General features: G+C 55.5%; 16 protein-coding genes. 7 read left to right on the top strand and 9 right to left on the bottom strand.

Annotated elements, in window-relative coordinates:
- Positions 1-233, top strand: a 233-nt coding sequence (locus tag JX360_RS15845; protein ID WP_244352880.1) for a transposase, incomplete at its 5' end; no start/stop codon positions are given.
- Positions 234-267: 34 nt separating this feature from the next.
- Here JX360_RS15845 and JX360_RS15840 read toward each other — a convergent pair.
- A complete protein-coding gene (locus JX360_RS15840) occupies positions 268-1035 on the bottom strand; it encodes a hypothetical protein (RefSeq protein ID WP_244352878.1) in 768 nt (255 codons plus the stop codon).
- A 737-nt stretch (positions 1036-1772) separates the two neighbouring features.
- Here JX360_RS15840 and JX360_RS15835 point away from each other — a divergent pair.
- A complete protein-coding gene (locus JX360_RS15835; RefSeq protein ID WP_244352876.1) occupies positions 1773-2258 on the top strand; it encodes a 2Fe-2S iron-sulfur cluster-binding protein in 486 nt (161 codons plus the stop codon).
- A gap of 37 nt (positions 2259-2295) precedes the next feature.
- On the opposite strand, the gene JX360_RS15830 is transcribed toward JX360_RS15835, so the two are convergent.
- From JX360_RS15830 to obgE, 4 genes are all read right to left on the bottom strand, one after another.
- On the bottom strand, positions 2296-2919 hold the full coding sequence (locus tag JX360_RS15830) for a PAP/fibrillin family protein (protein WP_244352874.1): 624 nt from the start codon (positions 2917-2919) through the stop codon (positions 2296-2298).
- Positions 2920-2985: 66 nt separating this feature from the next.
- Positions 2986-3681 carry an L-threonylcarbamoyladenylate synthase gene (locus JX360_RS15825; RefSeq protein WP_244352872.1) on the bottom strand — a complete coding sequence of 232 codons (696 nt, stop codon included), beginning with the start codon at positions 3679-3681 and terminating at the stop codon, positions 2986-2988.
- Between the two features lie 9 nt (positions 3682-3690).
- Positions 3691-4041 (bottom strand): hypothetical protein, encoded by a 351-nt coding sequence (locus tag JX360_RS15820; RefSeq protein WP_244352863.1) that lies wholly within the window; start codon positions 4039-4041, stop codon positions 3691-3693.
- Positions 4042-4103: 62 nt separating this feature from the next.
- Positions 4104-5150 (bottom strand): GTPase ObgE, encoded by a 1047-nt coding sequence (gene obgE / locus JX360_RS15815; protein WP_244352861.1) that lies wholly within the window; start codon positions 5148-5150, stop codon positions 4104-4106.
- Between the two features lie 210 nt (positions 5151-5360).
- Here obgE and JX360_RS15810 point away from each other — a divergent pair, with 210 nt between their 5' ends.
- Positions 5361-6332 (top strand): 30S ribosomal protein S1, encoded by a 972-nt coding sequence (locus tag JX360_RS15810; RefSeq protein WP_244352853.1) that lies wholly within the window; start codon positions 5361-5363, stop codon positions 6330-6332.
- Positions 6333-6403: 71 nt separating this feature from the next.
- On the opposite strand, the gene JX360_RS15805 is transcribed toward JX360_RS15810, so the two are convergent.
- The 3 genes from JX360_RS15805 to JX360_RS15795 all read right to left on the bottom strand — a co-directional run bounded on the left by JX360_RS15805 (position 6404) and on the right by JX360_RS15795 (position 9009).
- Positions 6404-7369 (bottom strand): hypothetical protein, encoded by a 966-nt coding sequence (locus tag JX360_RS15805; RefSeq protein WP_244352851.1) that lies wholly within the window; start codon positions 7367-7369, stop codon positions 6404-6406.
- Positions 7370-7405: 36 nt separating this feature from the next.
- The gene (locus JX360_RS15800; protein ID WP_244352842.1) at positions 7406-8422 is read right to left on the bottom strand and encodes a CobW family GTP-binding protein; all 1017 of its coding nucleotides are present in this window, start codon (positions 8420-8422) and stop codon (positions 7406-7408) included.
- 161 nt (positions 8423-8583) lie between these two features.
- Positions 8584-9009 carry a VOC family protein gene (locus JX360_RS15795; protein WP_244352841.1) on the bottom strand — a complete coding sequence of 142 codons (426 nt, stop codon included), beginning with the start codon at positions 9007-9009 and terminating at the stop codon, positions 8584-8586.
- 205 nt (positions 9010-9214) lie between these two features.
- Here JX360_RS15795 and topA point away from each other — a divergent pair, with 205 nt between their 5' ends.
- Genes topA through JX360_RS15780 form a run of 3 tightly spaced genes read left to right on the top strand, consistent with a single transcriptional unit; the run spans position 9215 to position 13698 of the window.
- Positions 9215-12001: a type I DNA topoisomerase gene (topA, locus tag JX360_RS15790; RefSeq protein WP_244352840.1), complete on the top strand. Its 2787-nt coding sequence runs from the start codon at positions 9215-9217 to the stop codon at positions 11999-12001.
- Between the two features lie 53 nt (positions 12002-12054).
- On the top strand, positions 12055-12822 hold the full coding sequence (locus JX360_RS15785; RefSeq protein WP_244352839.1) for an HAD family hydrolase: 768 nt from the start codon (positions 12055-12057) through the stop codon (positions 12820-12822).
- 36 nt (positions 12823-12858) lie between these two features.
- Entirely contained in the window at positions 12859-13698 is an 840-nt protein-coding gene (locus tag JX360_RS15780; protein WP_244352838.1) for a M28 family peptidase, read from the top strand.
- Positions 13699-13760: 62 nt separating this feature from the next.
- Here JX360_RS15780 and rpsT read toward each other — a convergent pair whose 3' ends face one another.
- Complete coding sequence (gene rpsT / locus JX360_RS15775; protein WP_244352837.1) at positions 13761-14063, bottom strand: 30S ribosomal protein S20; 303 nt, start codon at positions 14061-14063, stop codon at positions 13761-13763.
- Between the two features lie 100 nt (positions 14064-14163).
- On the opposite strand from rpsT, the gene JX360_RS15770 reads away from it, so the two are divergent.
- Positions 14164-15558, top strand: a complete 1395-nt coding sequence (locus JX360_RS15770; RefSeq protein ID WP_244352836.1) for a CRTAC1 family protein — start codon at positions 14164-14166, stop codon at positions 15556-15558.
- Positions 15559-15710 lie beyond the last annotated feature (152 nt).

The following is a 15710-nucleotide window of genomic DNA, read 5'->3' as shown; positions in this document are numbered from 1 at the left end:
AAGGAGAGGTTCAAATAGTCGCATGGCTGAAAGATGCTCGGAGAGTCTACACCGATGTGGTGAAAACAATCCAGAATCATCTTCAGGGAATCTGTCAGTATTTTGCCAATCGTGTGACCAGTGGCATCATGGAGGGAATCAACAACTGGATCAAGGTAATCAAGCGACAAGGGTATGGGTTTACCAACATGACTAACTTCAGAGCTAGATTATTAGCAGCTTTCTGGCCTTAGTAATCCTTGATCACCATAAGTCCAGGAGAGCCATTCAATCAAGCGTTACAACTTTTGTCTTTGTACTGAGCTCTTTCCCTAGTAGTGCCCGCTCAATCGCTGTGGTAAGAAACCCCGCAGAGCAAGCCGCGTTTTCCATTGTGATTTGAAACAAATGCTTATCAAGGACAGGAATATCCATGTCGTACGACCAATACCAATAATGCAGACAATGGGCTTTTGCTATGCGAGTCACCCCTCTCTCGAGAAGGAAAAAGTCCGCGATCACTGTCCGCCTCCAAGTCCCAAAATCGAACTCGACCTGTGCTTCAAACTTACTGTCCATAAAAGTCTTCGCGAAGGTGAGGCTTCCGGAGGTAGCTTTACCAATGCTCTTGAATCCATACGCCTTGAATGCTTTAGACGCGATGGACTTCCGTGGAATCAACTGACCTCTTTCAGGAATGAAGGGTAGAACAGAGCAGCGATAGCCATCAATCACAGCCTCTCGCATCAAACCCTCCATTCCTTGAAGTAGGTTTGATGTTCCGGCCTTCTCGAACAAAAACTTAAACGCCTCCCGAACCCTAAGAATATGTTTGTCCCGTTCTGCCACATCGATATCTACGCTCGGCAGTGCCGTAGGTTCCGGCGATACGATGCAGTAGGCAGGAAGAATCTGTGGTGGCTGGGGTCGCACGACACCGTTATGCACGGGGTTCCAATTTGCGATGATCGCCTTACGTTCTATGCGATGTGGCAGCCTCCCTGCGGAAATATATTTTCTCAGCTCATCTATGCAGTTATCTAAAAGCTGTTGCATCGTTAGTAATCCTGAAAGAGAACAATTGAGATGAGCCACTACAGATCGCTTTTGATACTCACAGGGAACCTCTCGGTGGTTGGTAATCTTCACTAATTTCCACTAACTTTTCACCAGACGTAGTAGCTCTAGTGTTTCTGGTAAAACCGAACTTACAGCCACTTACAGCCCTTTAATGCTCCGCAGTCGCGTGTCGCGTAGCATTAGCGTTGCGTAGCAACAATGCCTACGGCAGGCTGCGCCACCCCAAAAGTGAACGCGGGTTTGCTATAACAACCGCTGTGTCGCTAACCCATTTCAAAAGGGCTAGAGTGCTCCGCACCGCTGTCGCGAAGGGGAGTAACCCCATGTCAGGTGACTAACCGACTTATAAGTCAGGTGGTGCAGGTGACTTGAACAGTGTTCCAGCATTTCTCGCGTTTGGCAGTTTCCAGAATCTGGCTGCACACGTCTGCAAACGTTTGCACAGTGCGGTTAGTTTAATGTCTGGCTGAAGCTTTACAGGGACTAGAAGCTTGCAACGTACAAATAGGGTCTGGCTCATGGGGCTAGTCTGGCTCATCCAGATCTTGACCCGCAAACCTGGATGGAGGCGGGCTTTTCTCCCGGCACCTATGCTGTGGGCAAGGTGGGTGCGGGTCTCCAGACGAAAACCAGATGCAATGATGCGAAGCGGATGCTACTGGGATCCCCTTCTAGGGGCAAGCTATTGTTAAGGAATGTAACAAGAGGGGCTTATGGTCAAGCGTGTGCGGTTGGATCCGATCGCTCAGGTGTCGGAAATTGCCACCAATAGCAATCTGCTCTCGGTACTCCTGCAAGAGGATCTCAATGTCCTGAAAGAGTGTGGCGGGCGTGGCCTCTGCGCCACCTGTCATGTGTACGTCAAAGAGGGGATGGAATCCCTGTCTGGCTTGACCAAACGGGAACAACGCACCCTCGAGGTGATCACCACCTGCAAGCCCAATTCTCGCCTCGCCTGTCAAGCGCGTGTGCTCGGGGAAGGCGTGGTGGTGGAATTGCCCGCAGGGATGTATGTCAACGCCTTCAAAGATATCGAGGCTCTGGTTGGGCGGCGGGCAGAACAACCGCTATTGCACCCTGTAACGGGGATAACCCTGGTGCAGGAAGGAAAGCTGATCACCCGTTCGGTGTTGGAGTCGGTGAAAGGGTTAGACTTCGACATCCAGCAAATGTTGGCCCAGAGCAGTCAGGAGTTTTGAGGGGATGTGACGGGAAGCTTGCCCCCTCTTGGAGGGGTTAAGAGGATACCTTTTGCAAAACGAAGAGACTCCCTTCACTACCTCGACCAATGCGCAGATCTTCATCCAGATAGGTGATATCCAACCAACCGCTTTGTTCCCGTCGGCGAATGTCGATTTTAAGGGCTGGGATCCGTCCCGGAGCATGTTCTAGCAAATAAAGAAAGCTCTCGATCTCGTAGTTCATCAACGCCTGGGATCCGAGCACAAAGCGCTCGAACACCACCTGCACCCGCTGCTCCGAGGCCGGTTTAAACCGAGCCGATACCGCAAAAACCCCCCGAGGTACCCAAGCCCCTAGCCAGCCGGATCCCTGAACCTCCGCCACGTTAAAGACCTGCTGGGTTTGGGTGCGAATGCACTGGTAAATCTCCCCGGTTGTCACCAGGGGAAGGCTATTGGCCAGGCGTAACAAATCTGCACTCGTGGTGAAGAGGGTCAGCCAATTGCCCTCTAGCAGAGTAGGGGCAGCGGTGGGATAAGGAGTGGGGTTGCGGGCTTCTAGAGCTGCAATTTTCGCCAAAATCTCGGATTTTTGGTCGGGCAAAACGTGGCGGCCCCGGTCGGTTGCCTCAAGGGTGCGCAACAGATCGAATTTTTGCTGAGCCAGAGCTTCGGGCATGGGCAAACCGCGTGGGCACCGCCTCTATTTTAGGGTTCGCTGGACAGTGAACCGGATCCTGATCCTTCAAGACTCCAGTTCCGCCAGTTGTAAATCCGCCACTTGGTCGTACCCCAAACCAGCCCGCACCACCAGCGGCTCCAGCCCCGTCAAATCGATCACCGTCGAAACTTTGGCTCGATAGGGAGCATCATCATCTAGCACCAGATCCACCTGTTTTTCCAGATGCTTCATTTCTTCAGCAGCAAGGCTCTCCAGGCCATCACCAACCTCCCATTCTCGACCGGAACGGAAATCCAGGGATCCGACGGTATCCCCACTCAACTTCGCGGAGGTGGAAACAATCGGATTGCCCAGCTCCGCTAACAAAGCCTGACAAATGGTGGAATCGGGCACGCGAATCCCCGTGGTTTTCCGTTTTGGATCCATCACCAGCTTCGGAACCAGCTTGGTGGCAGGCAGCAGGAACGTAAACGGGCCGGGGATCAACCGACGCATCAACCGATAGGCGGGATCCGTTACCTGGGCATAGTGGGCAATCCGAGACAGAGAGGGGCACAAAAACGTGAGGGGTTTGTCGTTGGACAGTTGCTTAATGCGGCGCACCCGCTCAACCGCCTGCTTGTGGGTGACATCACAGCCAATGGCATAGACCGTATCCGTGGGATAAAGCATCACCGCTCCATCTCGCAAAGCCGCCGTGATTCGCTGAAGGGAGCGCGCTTGGGGATATTGAGGATGGAGTTTGAAATACTCGGCCATTGACTCAGTTCATGGATCGGAAACTTCCCCTCCAAAGGGCTCAAAAGAACGGGGTGTGGGCGGCACCAGCATGGGAGTGGATCCCTCCAACTGCTGCATCAAAGCTTGAATATGTAGCCGAGGCAAATAGGGCCAATCTCCCGCCTCTTCCAAATCCTGCAACACACGGTAGAGGGCCTGCCGAGTATTGGGCAACGACTCCCGAAAGGTGCCATCCAAGATCAGCCGGTGCATTTCCTCCAATAGCCGCAGGAGCATCAACAAATCCACACAGGCTCCTGCCCTCACTTCAGCTGCCTGCTTAATAGCCAACATGATCTGACGCAAATCGGGTGGCAGATTCTCCTCCGAAATATACATAGGGTCTCTAGGTCTTGGGAAGGCACAGGCTTATTCTAAGTTTGCTTCGCACCAGAACTCGCTCAGTGTACAGACTTTCCGGCAGCAAGGCCAAACTCCCCTGCGCCCGCAGGCTGCCGTTCTAAGCTCAGTTGTTCCCACACCCGCTGCAGCAAGGGATCCAACCCCTGCTTAGCAATGGCGGAAATGGCCAACACAGAACTACCGGCGGCGGCAGATAAGCGTTGGCAGCGTTCAGCAATCTCTTGGGGTGTGAGGGCATCGATCTTATTCAAAACCAGAATTTGCGGTTTCTCCGTAAGGCCATGGCCGTAGGCTTGCAGCTCTTGTTGAATCGTTTGGTAATCCTTGACGGGATCCGCCGCCGTACCATCCACTAGGTGAATCAAGACCCGCGTGCGCTCCACATGGCGCAAAAACTCGTGGCCTAACCCCACCCCTAAGTGGGCTCCCTCGATCAGCCCCGGAATATCCGCAAACACCACCCCATCTCCCAGTGGGTGCGGTACTACCCCCAAGTTGGGTTGCAAGGTCGTGAAGGGGTAGTCGGCAATCTTGGGCCGCGCGGAAGACAGCACCGAAATCAACGTGGATTTGCCCGCATTCGGTAGGCCAACAATGCCCACTTCGGCAATCAGTTTCAACTCCAGCCGCAGCCGCACATGTTCTCCCGGTTTGCCCTTGGTGAATTGGTGGGGGGCGCGATTGCGGTTGCTCAGAAAGTGGGCATTGCCCAGTCCTCCTTGCCCCCCTCGTGCCACTAGCAGTTGATCCTCTTTGTGGGTCAAATCCCCAAGGATTTCCCCAGTTTGAGCGTTGTGAACCACCGTGCCACAGGGCACCCGCACCCACCGATCTGCGCCACTAGCCCCAGTGCGATTATTGGGCCCCCCCTTAGCCCCGTGCTCAGCTTTGATCACAGGCTGAAAGCGAAAATCCAGTAGGGTTTGCAGGTTGGGATCCGCCACCAAAATCACGGAGCCTCCGCGTCCACCATTACCCCCAGAAGGTCCTCCAGCAGGCACATACTTCTCTCTGCGGAAAGCGACCATGCCATCTCCGCCATCCCCTGCTTGCACCTCAATTTCCGCTTGGTCAATAAATTGCAACCGTTGTTCTCCCGAATCCTGATCTAGCTTGGCAGGATCTGATGGAAATCTGCCACAAACGGCACGCCTCTAAGCTAGGATAGTGTTTCCCGAATCTATTGCCCCGTCGCGTGTGGGGTAGTTAGAGAGTGTGCTCTCTGGGGACCTTGTCACTTTGTTCACCTGTTCTTTGCCCTTTATCCGCGCCAACCGGCCTGCTGCTGCACCATTATGAGTCGATTCACCGCTACCGCTGATGTAGGTTTTACCACTGAGGATTTTGCCGCCCTACTCGATAAGTACGATTATCATTTCAGCCCTGGGGAAATCGTGGCGGGTACGGTGTTCTCAGTGGAGCCGCGTGGCGCGTTGATCGATATTGGCGCCAAGACCGCTGCTTTTCTGCCGTTGCAGGAGATGTCCATCAGCCGGTTGGATGACCCCCACGAGATGTTGCAGCCGGGGGAGACCCGCGAGTTTTTTATCCTTACCGAAGAGAACGAAGAAGGGCAGCTAACCCTCTCCATTCGTCGCATTGAGTACATGCGGGCTTGGGAACGGGTACGGCAGTTGCAAAAAGAAGATGCCACTGTGCGCTCCGCCATTTTTGCCACCAACCGGGGTGGAGCCTTGGTGCGCATTGAAGGTTTACGGGGCTTTATTCCGGGATCCCACATCAGCACCCGCAAGCCGAAGGAAGAGTTGGTGGGGGAAGAGTTACCCTTGAAGTTCTTGGAAGTGGATGAAGACCGCAACCGCCTGGTGTTGAGCCATCGCCGCGCCTTGGTGGAGCGGAAGATGAACAAGCTGGAAGTAGGGGAAGTGGTAGTGGGTACGGTACGCGGTATCAAGCCCTATGGCGCCTTCATCGATATTGGCGGTGTTTCTGGCCTGCTGCACATTTCCGAGATCTCCCACGATCACATCGATACACCTCACAGCGTCTTCAACGTCAACGACGAAGTCAAGGTGATGATCATCGACCTCGATGCCGAACGGGGGCGGATTTCGCTGTCTACCAAGCAGTTGGAGGCTAACCCTGGCGATATGACCCGGGATCCCCAGCTGGTTTACGATGGCGCCGAAGAAATGGCAGCCAAGTATCGTGAGCAAATGCTGGCAGCAAAGCAAGGACAACCGGAAGAAGCCCCACTGGAAATAGCGGTGGAAGAGCTGGAGTATGCGGGTGCTGCGGTAGACTAAGGCGGCAGATATTGCCTTTAGGGATCCCTGTTCAACCCACCAAAAGGTCAGGGATCCTTTTTTGCCCCGTTTTACAGCGTGTAAATTTGCCCATCCATCAACAGGTGGGTGATCCCTTTGTTTTGCAGTTGGGTACGCACCGCCTCCAAAATGTGCCCGGGGAACTGAATCACTCGGTAGGGAGGATAGGTGTTGCTGCCGCGGCGGCTCATCTCCGAAAAGCGACGGGCCACTTTGTGGTTGTCAAAAATGGGCAGGGTATTGGCGCTATCCAGCCCTTCGATGTTGGAGGGCAGGGATCCCAGGTTGAAAAACTCCTTCAGCGGGCGGGTGGCCAGCTCTTGATAGCGATCAATCACGGCGTAACAGGTTTCAGGGGGGATAAGCTCCTCTAGGGGCAACACCTGAAATGAGTAGCCTGCCTCGGCCAAGCTGTCCGCTGCAGGGGCATCCTCTAGGAAATCATCCGAGTCTTCATCCTCTTCCTCCTCGTCTTCTAAATCCTCCAGTTCGCTGTCATCGTCAGTTTCGTCCTCCTCTAGTTCTTCTTCAAGCTCAGCCACCAACTCCAGTTCCGCCGACTTCAACGTCTCAGAGGGCAGCTCTGTCTCCGTGAGGTCTTCCTCTTCTAAGGTTGGATCTGGGGTTGGATCTGCAGGAGCGGCTTCGGATTCTGAGGTGAGGGGGAGTACCTGCTGTTGAGCTTCGGGATCCCGAAGGCTGGAGGAACGGCGACGGGTTCGGTTGGGAACAGGCGTGGCGATAGGCTCAGGCCCTGGGACGGAAGGGCTAGAGACCGGCTCGGGGGGCGGAGACTCTGAGATTTCTTCTCCAGTCTCTCTACGGCGGGCAGCCGAGCGTTTGCTACTGACCAACTGTTGATATTCATCGGCTTCAATATTTTCCTTCAGTACACGGGCAATGGTACTGATGCTGACCTGAAATTGCTCCGCCAATTCCACAGCGGTGGCAGGCGACCCCCGATAGGTGCTGACGATCTGTTGCTGTTCTTGTTCTGAAAGTTTGCTGCGTGCCATAGCGTTTCACGGGTAATCAGAAAGAACTGGGAATCGTTAGCGGGCGGCAGTTGCCTCACACACCTGGTTTAGGCTAGCGGCCAACCGTTCTCGTTGTAACTCTTTGCCAATCAAGACAATTTTCGACAGGCGGAGCTCATCGGGATCCCACTCTCGCTCTAGGAATAGGGTCTGGCGATGGCCCACCTGATGAAAAATCACCCGTTGCGGCTCATCTATAACCGATAACACTCCTTTGGCTCGAAAGATCGTATCTGGCAAGTCTTGCAGCCAATCCCGAAACTCCGCTAGATCCAACGGTTGCTCCAGTTGAAAACTCACCGATTGAATCCCGTCTTCTTCCAGGTGATGGCTGTGGTGGTGCTCATCAGTTTGTGTCAGCGGTGCAGAACCCTGGGGATGGAGATGATGAGAGTTTTCTTCCGCCTCGAGATGGGGATCCCATAGCTCCGGCTGAAAAGCATGGACATCCAAAATGCGGGCCAAGGGCACCTGGGCATGGGTGGTGAGCAGGCAGGGGGCATCCGGGTTGTAGCGACGCACATCCAACAAAATCTGATCCCGTTCTGCGTCTGTGATCAAATCCACTTTATTCAGCAACAAAATATCGGCACTGCTGATCTGATGCGCTGCGGTTTGGGAGTGCTGAAAATTATGCCAATATTCGGAGCCATCCACCAACGTCACCACCCCATCCAAGCGCAGATCCTCGTGAAATGCCCTCTGCACAAACAGCTCGGTCACCTGCCTGGGATCCGCCACACCACTGGTTTCCACCAGCAAATAGTCCAACTCTTCCGTACGCTTGAGCAGTTCTCGGGCCGCCTGTTCAAAGTCGTCTCGTACCGTGCAGCACAGACAACCATTACTCAGCTGCATCAGCCCCGCTTCAGGCATATTCACCAGCTCACCATCAATAGAAATTTCGCCAAATTCATTCAGAATCACACCAATGCGCAACCCATGCTCTTCTTGCAAAATGCGTTTGAGCAGTGTAGTTTTGCCACTCCCCAAAAAGCCTGTCAAGATGGTGACCGGAAGTTGAGCCTTCATGAACCCACCTGCTTTGCAGATAGCGAAAAAGGTTTGCCAGTAAGGCTTTACCAGCTTAGCCTCAAGGGTACCCTTTCTTCTCAAATCCCCAGATCCTGAATATTTTTTTGACTCTTCACGACCCGGTGTCGATCAGCAGCTCCCCTGGGTTGGGCAACGAGTTAACCCTGCTCCGCGTTAGGGGATCCCTGGGGGTAGAGCAATTCAATCGGCAGGCCATCCGGATCGGCAATAAAAGCAACTGTGTAGAGTTGGGTGCCAATCTGCTGGGGTTGTGGGGGAAGCAAGAGGGTAACGGGCACTTGAGCCTGGAGATGCTCCAGATAGGCAGACAGGGATCCCCACTCAGGGCCAATTTCGATGGAGGGGTGGTAGTAGCCGACGTAATGGGGATCCCCAAAGGGATCCGGGGCGGGGTGAGGCTCAGGCACCTGCATCAGCTCTAGGCGTCCCCATGGCCCCACCATCCAACAGGCGAGGGTCATGCCCGTGGTAAAGCGTTCCTCGATGGCAAACCCTAACCCTTCATAAAAGGCAATGGAGCGGAAGATATCGGCAGCGCGAATGGAAAAATGGTGCAGTTTCATCGTTTCATCATCTTCTTGCAAAGGGGTCAGATGAACACAGACTTTTCGGATCAATCCCCCATAACCGCTAGTCAAGTGCAGATAGACTTGCTACGCTCCAGAAAAGCACCCAATTGTCGTTAGGCACCGCAGCGGTGCGCTCTGTCCCAGTGGATCCCCAATCTGGGGAGCAAAGCCGGTTGAGTCGATTACTCCCAACATCATCATGTCCAAGCTGGTCATTGTCGAATCTCCCACCAAAGCCCGCACCATCCGGGGTTTTTTACCCGATGGCTATGAGGTGCAGGCCTCGATGGGGCATGTGCGGGATCTGCCCGATTCGGCAGCCGAGATTCCAGAGGAGGTGAAGGGGGAAGATTGGAGCCGTTTGGGGGTGAACGTGCGGGCGGATTTTGAGCCCCTCTACGTGATCCCGAAAGACAAAAAGAAGGTGGTCAAAGAGCTGAAGGATGCCCTGAAAAAAGCGGATGAGCTGATCTTGGCCACAGACGAAGACCGGGAGGGGGAGAGCATTAGCTGGCACCTGCAACAAATCTTAAGACCCAAAGTGCCCACCCGCCGCATGGTCTTCCACGAGATCACCCGCGAAGCGATTCAAGAAGCGCTGCAAAACTGTCGTGAGGTAGATGAGCAACTGGTGCGGGCCCAAGAAACCCGCCGCATTTTGGATCGCCTGGTGGGCTACACCCTCTCCCCCCTGCTCTGGAAAAAAATTGCCCCCAAACTGTCGGCAGGGCGGGTTCAGTCGGTGGCGGTCAAGCTGCTGGTGGATCGGGAGCGACAACGGCGGGCCTTCAAAAAGGGATCCTATTGGGATCTGAAGGCGGAGCTGATCCAAAATCAAACCCCTTTTCCGGCAGAGTTGGTGAACTTGGCGGGCAAACGGCTGGCCACCGGACAGGATTTCGATGAAAATACGGGCCAAATTGCCGCTGGGCGGGATGTGGTGCTGCTGGATCAGGCTCAGGCGGAAGCCCTGCAAACCCGCCTCCTGGGCAAAACTTGGACCGTTAGCTCCGTCGAAGAGCGCCCCTCCACCCGCAAACCTGCCCCTCCCTTTACCACCTCCACGCTGCAGCAGGAGGCCAACCGCAAGCTGCACCTGTCGGCCCAACAGACGATGCGCATTGCCCAAAAGCTCTACGAAGAGGGCTACATCACCTACATGCGTACTGACTCGGTGCATCTATCAGAACAAGCGATCAGTGCCGCCCGTGCCTGCGTGGAATCCATGTACGGCAAGGAATACCTCAGCCCCAAACCTCGCCAGTACACCACCAAATCCAAAGGGGCCCAGGAAGCCCACGAAGCGATTCGCCCTGCCGGATCCGAATTTCGTCTGCCCAACCAAACCCCTTTATCCGGGCAGGAATTAGCTCTTTACGACCTGATTTGGAAACGCACAGTCGCTAGCCAAATGGCAGAGGCTCGACAAACCCACACCACAGTACTGATCGCTGTGGAAGATGCCGTGTTTCGGGCGAGTGGCAAGCGAATAGATTTTCCGGGCTTTTTCCGCGCCTACGTAGAGGGATCCGACGACCCCGATGCTGCCCTTGAGGATCGGGAAGTGCATTTGCCCCTGCTGCGCCAAGGGGATCATCCCGAATGTCAGAAGCTAGAACCTATTGGTCACGAAACCCAGCCCCCAGCCCGGTTTACGGAAGCCTCCCTGGTCAAAGTCTTGGAAAGTGAAGGGATTGGTCGCCCTAGCACCTACGCTACCATCCTGAACACGATTGTGAGTCGGGGCTACGTCAAACCCATGGGCAATGCTCTGGTGCCCACCTACACCGCCTTTGCTGTCACTGAACTGTTGGAAAAATACTTCCCCGACCTGGTGAATACCCGCTTTACTGCCCAGATGGAGCAAACCCTGGACGATATTGCCTCTGGGCAGGCGGAGTGGCTGCCCTATTTGCGCCACTTCTTTTTGGGGGAGCAGGGCCTAGAGGGACAGGTGAAAGCCCGCGAGTCAGAAATTGATTCCAGCCTAGCCCGCTCCATCCATCTCGACAATTTACCCGTCAAAATCGGCATTGGCCCTTATGGCCCCTACGTGGCGGTAGAAAGTGAAGGGGGGGAAGTCCGTGCCAACCTGCCAGAGGATATTCCTCCCGCCGATTTGAGCGAAGAACAGGTGGCGGAGCTAATCAAACTCAAGCAGGAAGGCCCCAAACCGATTGCCTTTCACCCGGAAACTCAAGAGCCAGTGTACGTGGTGCCCCAAGGCCCCTATGGCCCCTATGTGCAGTTGGGGGATGTTTCAGAAGACAATAAGAAACCCAAGCGCACCTCTCTCCCCAAGGGGATGAGGCCGGATCAGGTCACCCCAGAGATTGCCTTGGGGTTGCTCAGTTTGCCCCGTACCCTCGGCGAACACCCCGAGTCCGGCAAAAAAGTGCAAGCTGGCATTGGTCGCTTTGGGCCCTATGTGGTTTGCGATGGGGATTTCCGCTCTCTGCCTGCCGGTGAGGATGTATTAACGGTGAGCTTTGAGCGGGCGTTGGAGTTGCTGGCCCAACCCAAAAAAGGGCGCGGGCGGGGATCCGCCAAACCCTTGCGAGAGCTGGGATCCCATCCGGAGGATGGTGAGCCGGTCAATTTGCACAATGGCCCCTATGGGTTGTATGTCAAGCATGGCAAGGTGAATGCCTCTTTGCCCAAAGAGATGCCTGCCGAAGAAGCTACCCTGGAAGTTGCCCTGCAGGTGCTAGCGGAAAAAGAAGGGAGCCCGACCGCAAAAGGGCGCTCCACCGGCAAAGCCACCACCAGCCAATCTGCGAAAACCCAAGCAAAAAGCAGCACCAAAGCTAAAGCGACCCCCAGCAGTACCCGTAAAGCCACAGCCAGCCAAGCCAAGAAATCCAAGGACTCCGTCCCACTGACTCGCACAACCTCCTCGACCGACAAGGAGCTTCAGGGGAATGGTGCCGCCCAAACCGGATCCCGTTCCACCATTTTGAAGATCACCCCCAAGGCCCGTGCCTGAGTTGGGATCCCGGAGCTGCGGTAGCATAGGGGCGCCCTGTTGGAGGCTGACCGATGCAACTGCAAGCCTTGATCTTCGATGTGGACGGCACCCTGGCGGATACGGAGCGAGATGGCCATCGGGTTGCTTTTAATGCGGCCTTTGCCGAGGCGGGCCTGGATTGGCAGTGGTCGGTGGAATTGTACGGTCAGTTGCTGGCGATCACAGGGGGTAAAGAGCGAATCCGCCACTTCATCGAAAGGGAGCGGCCTACCCTACCTCCAGGAGCAGATCTCACGGATTTGATTGCCAACCTACACCAAGCCAAAACCCGCCACTATACGGCTTTACTAGCTCAGGGCGGGATCCCTTTGCGTACCGGGGTGAAACGCCTGTTGCAGGAGGCGAAAACAGCCGGAATCCGTTTGGCCATTGCCACCACCACCACTCCTGAAAATGTCACAGCCCTGCTGCAACACACCCTACCGGAGAGCTTGCAATGGTTTGAGGTAATTGCTGCCGGGGATATCGTCCCTGCCAAGAAGCCCGCCCCGGATATTTACCACTACACCCTGGAGCACATGGGCCTGCGCCCGCAGGATTGTCTGGCCTTGGAAGACTCCCAGAATGGCTTACAGTCTGCCCAGCAAGCTGGGATCCCGACAGTGGTGACGGTGAATGACTATACCCAGGCTCAGGATTTTTCTGGGGCAGCCCTGGTGCTGGATCATCTTGGTGAGCCGGGGGATCCCTTTCAGGTGTTGCAGGGGACAGCCGGATCCCATCGTTATTTCACCCTGGAGTTGGCCCAGCATATTCATGCCCAACAGGTCACCGTCTAGCCATTCGTGTCAGCAAGACGGAGTCCTTTGCTGGTCATGGAGGATCTCAAGCCACGGCTGGAAGCCCATGTGCGACAGGTGGCCCATCCCCGCGATCCCGACTGGTCGCCCTTGGGCTATTGTCAGGTGAAGCAGTATGTCCAGGAACAGCTGTCTCGGTGGGGATCCCTGGAGGAATTCCGGTTTGAGTATTGTCGTCGCACCTATGGCAATTGGATCTTAAAATTGCCGGGATCCAGCCCAAGACGGGATCCCATTCTGGTCGGGGCGCATTTTGATGCCGTGCCTGCATCGCCAGGGGCGGATGACAACGCCAGTGGGGTAGCGGTGCTGCTGGAGTTGGCCCGGTATTTTGCTCAGGATCCCTCCCGTTCCCCCCTTTGGCTGGTGGCGTTTGATCTGGAGGAACGCGGTCTGGTGGGCAGCACGGCCTACGCGCAATTTCTCAAACAGCAGGGACAACCCCTACGGCTGATGCTCTCTTTGGAGATGCTGGGCTACCGGGATCCAACAGCAGGTTCCCAACGCTACCCCACTGGGCTGGAGCGGTTTTACCCGGATCGGGGGGATTACATCGGGCTGATCGGCAACTGGCCGACGCTACCGGATCTGCTGCGCCTGCAACAAAGCCTGAAAAAGGCAGGGATCCCGTGTCAGTGGCTACCTGCCGGGCAGCGAGGGTGGATCGTTCCCAGTACCCGCCGTAGTGACCATGCCCCCTTTTGGGATGAAGGCTATCGAGCCGTTCTGGTCACCGACACCGCCGACCTACGCAACCCCCACTACCACAAGCTCAGCGATAGCCCAGAAACCTTAGACCTAGACTTTTTGGCTGGAGTGTGTCGGGGCCTCATGGCTGGGCTGCGTCACTTGTGATAAGCTCTCAAGACATCACAGGGGTTGACATGTTGATATAAGGATCGATCAATAGCTTGGGTTCACGAAGCCCCTGTGGAGGATGTAGCCAGTTTTACCACTCGAGCCAGCCGAGCCTTACGACGGGCCGCTGTGTTCTTGTGCAACACGCCGGTTTTGGCTGCTTTGTCGATGCGACTGAAGGCAGCACTCATGGCCGATTGAATTTCTTGCAGGGTCTCTTGCTGTTGGTTGGCGGCGTAAGCATTCGACAGAGAGATCACTTTCTTCATCAGACCGCGCACCGTTGCTTTGGTGGCCTTGTTGCGCAACCGATTACGCTCCGCGATCTGAACGCGCTTAATGGCAGATTTGATGCGTGGCATGGCTGGAAAGAGAAATTGCAGCGGAGATCCAGCATACCATTAGAGCGAGGAGCTTCACCAGGCCTCCTTATCCTTCTCCTTGACACCGGATGGGATACCCATGTTTCAGGATTGCAGTTCTCTGATCCGCTTGAACCCACCCGCCCTCCATTACGGCGTTGCTGTGTGTGATTTGGATCAGGACAGGGCTTTTGAGCTGTTCGTGTGTGGGTTTCGTGGCCCGAATCGGGTCTTGAAATGGGAAGATCAAGCTTTGGTGGATCAAGCGGACGAGACCCTGGCGGATGTGGAGCGCATGGCCATTGGGGTGGCGGCGGGAGATTTTGATGGGGATGGCCAGGAAGAGCTTTACGTCCTCAATACCGACACCTTTGGTGGGCGCAAACGCTTTGGGGATCGGCTGTTCGATAGGCAGGGATCCGGCTGGGTGGATCTATTTTCACTGCCGCAAAACCAGGATGCCCTGAACCTGACGGCGGGTCGCTCTGTGGCCTGCATCGATCGGCTAGGGCAGGGGCGCTACGGATTTTTTGTGGCCAACTATGGCGGCCCCATGCGTCTCTACGAACTAACCCCGCATGGGATGATCGCCGACGTGGCACCGGAAGTGGGGTTGAATCGGGTCACGGGTGGGCGGGGTGTGGTGGCGGTGCCTTTGGTGTCGCAGCGGATGGATATTTTTGCCGTCAATGAGCAGGGAGCCAACTTTTTGTTTCGCAATCTGGGGAACGGCACCTTCGAAGATATTGCTGCCGAAGTGGGTTTGCAGGATCCCTTGGAACATGGGCGCGGTGTGGCGGCAGTGGATCTGGATGGGGATGGCCAGCTGGATTTGGTCTATGGCAACTGGGAAGGCCCCCACCGGCTTTGGATACAAACTTCTACCGGGGCATTTCAGAATGTGGCCCCCCCTGAGCTGGCCAGGCCCTCCCGCATTCGCACGGTGATCGCGGCAGATTTTGACAATGATGGTTATCCTGAGCTGTTTTTTAACAATATTGGCGAACCCAACCGTCTGTTTGCCTATCGTTCAGGAGCCTGGCAGGCCATTGACCTAGGGGCAGCTACCGAACCGGAAGGATTGGGTACCGGCGCAGCAGTCGCCGACTTGGATGGGGATGGTCGTTTGGAGCTGCTAATCGCCCATGGGGAGAGCGGCCCACAACCCCTGAGTCTGTATCGACCTTTGGCGAATGCCCACAACTGGCTGAGAGTATTGCCCCTCACCCGCCAGGGATCCCCGGCTCGCGGCGCGCTGGTGAGGCTGGTTACCGCCTCCCCTTCCCAAGACGGAGTCCGTGTTCAGGTGCAAGCCATTGATGCCGGCAGTGGCTACCTGTGTCAGATGGAACCTGTGGCTCACTTTGGGCTGGGATCCGAATCAAGGGTGAAAGAGGTGCAGATCCAGTGGCCGGATGGTCAACGGTTGAGTATGGCTTACCCACCGGTCAATCAACTCCTGCGGATCCCTCACCCAAGTGAAGAGAAAAGCTGAAGGGATTAAAGGGATTGACAAATGCATTGACACTCCCCCGGTTAGAAACCGGGGGATTCTCCCTTCTAGCCCCTTGCAACCTTAGACTGCAAGGTATTCATGGAGTTCAGGGGATTGCCAACTACCCCATCCCCTGAGCCGACCCTACCTAT

Origin of the sequence: Thermostichus vulcanus str. 'Rupite', assembly GCF_022848905.1 — a bacterium.
Classification (GTDB): domain Bacteria; phylum Cyanobacteriota; class Cyanobacteriia; order Thermostichales; family Thermostichaceae; genus Thermostichus; species Thermostichus vulcanus_A.
This window is presented reverse-complemented; position numbering and strand designations above follow the sequence as displayed.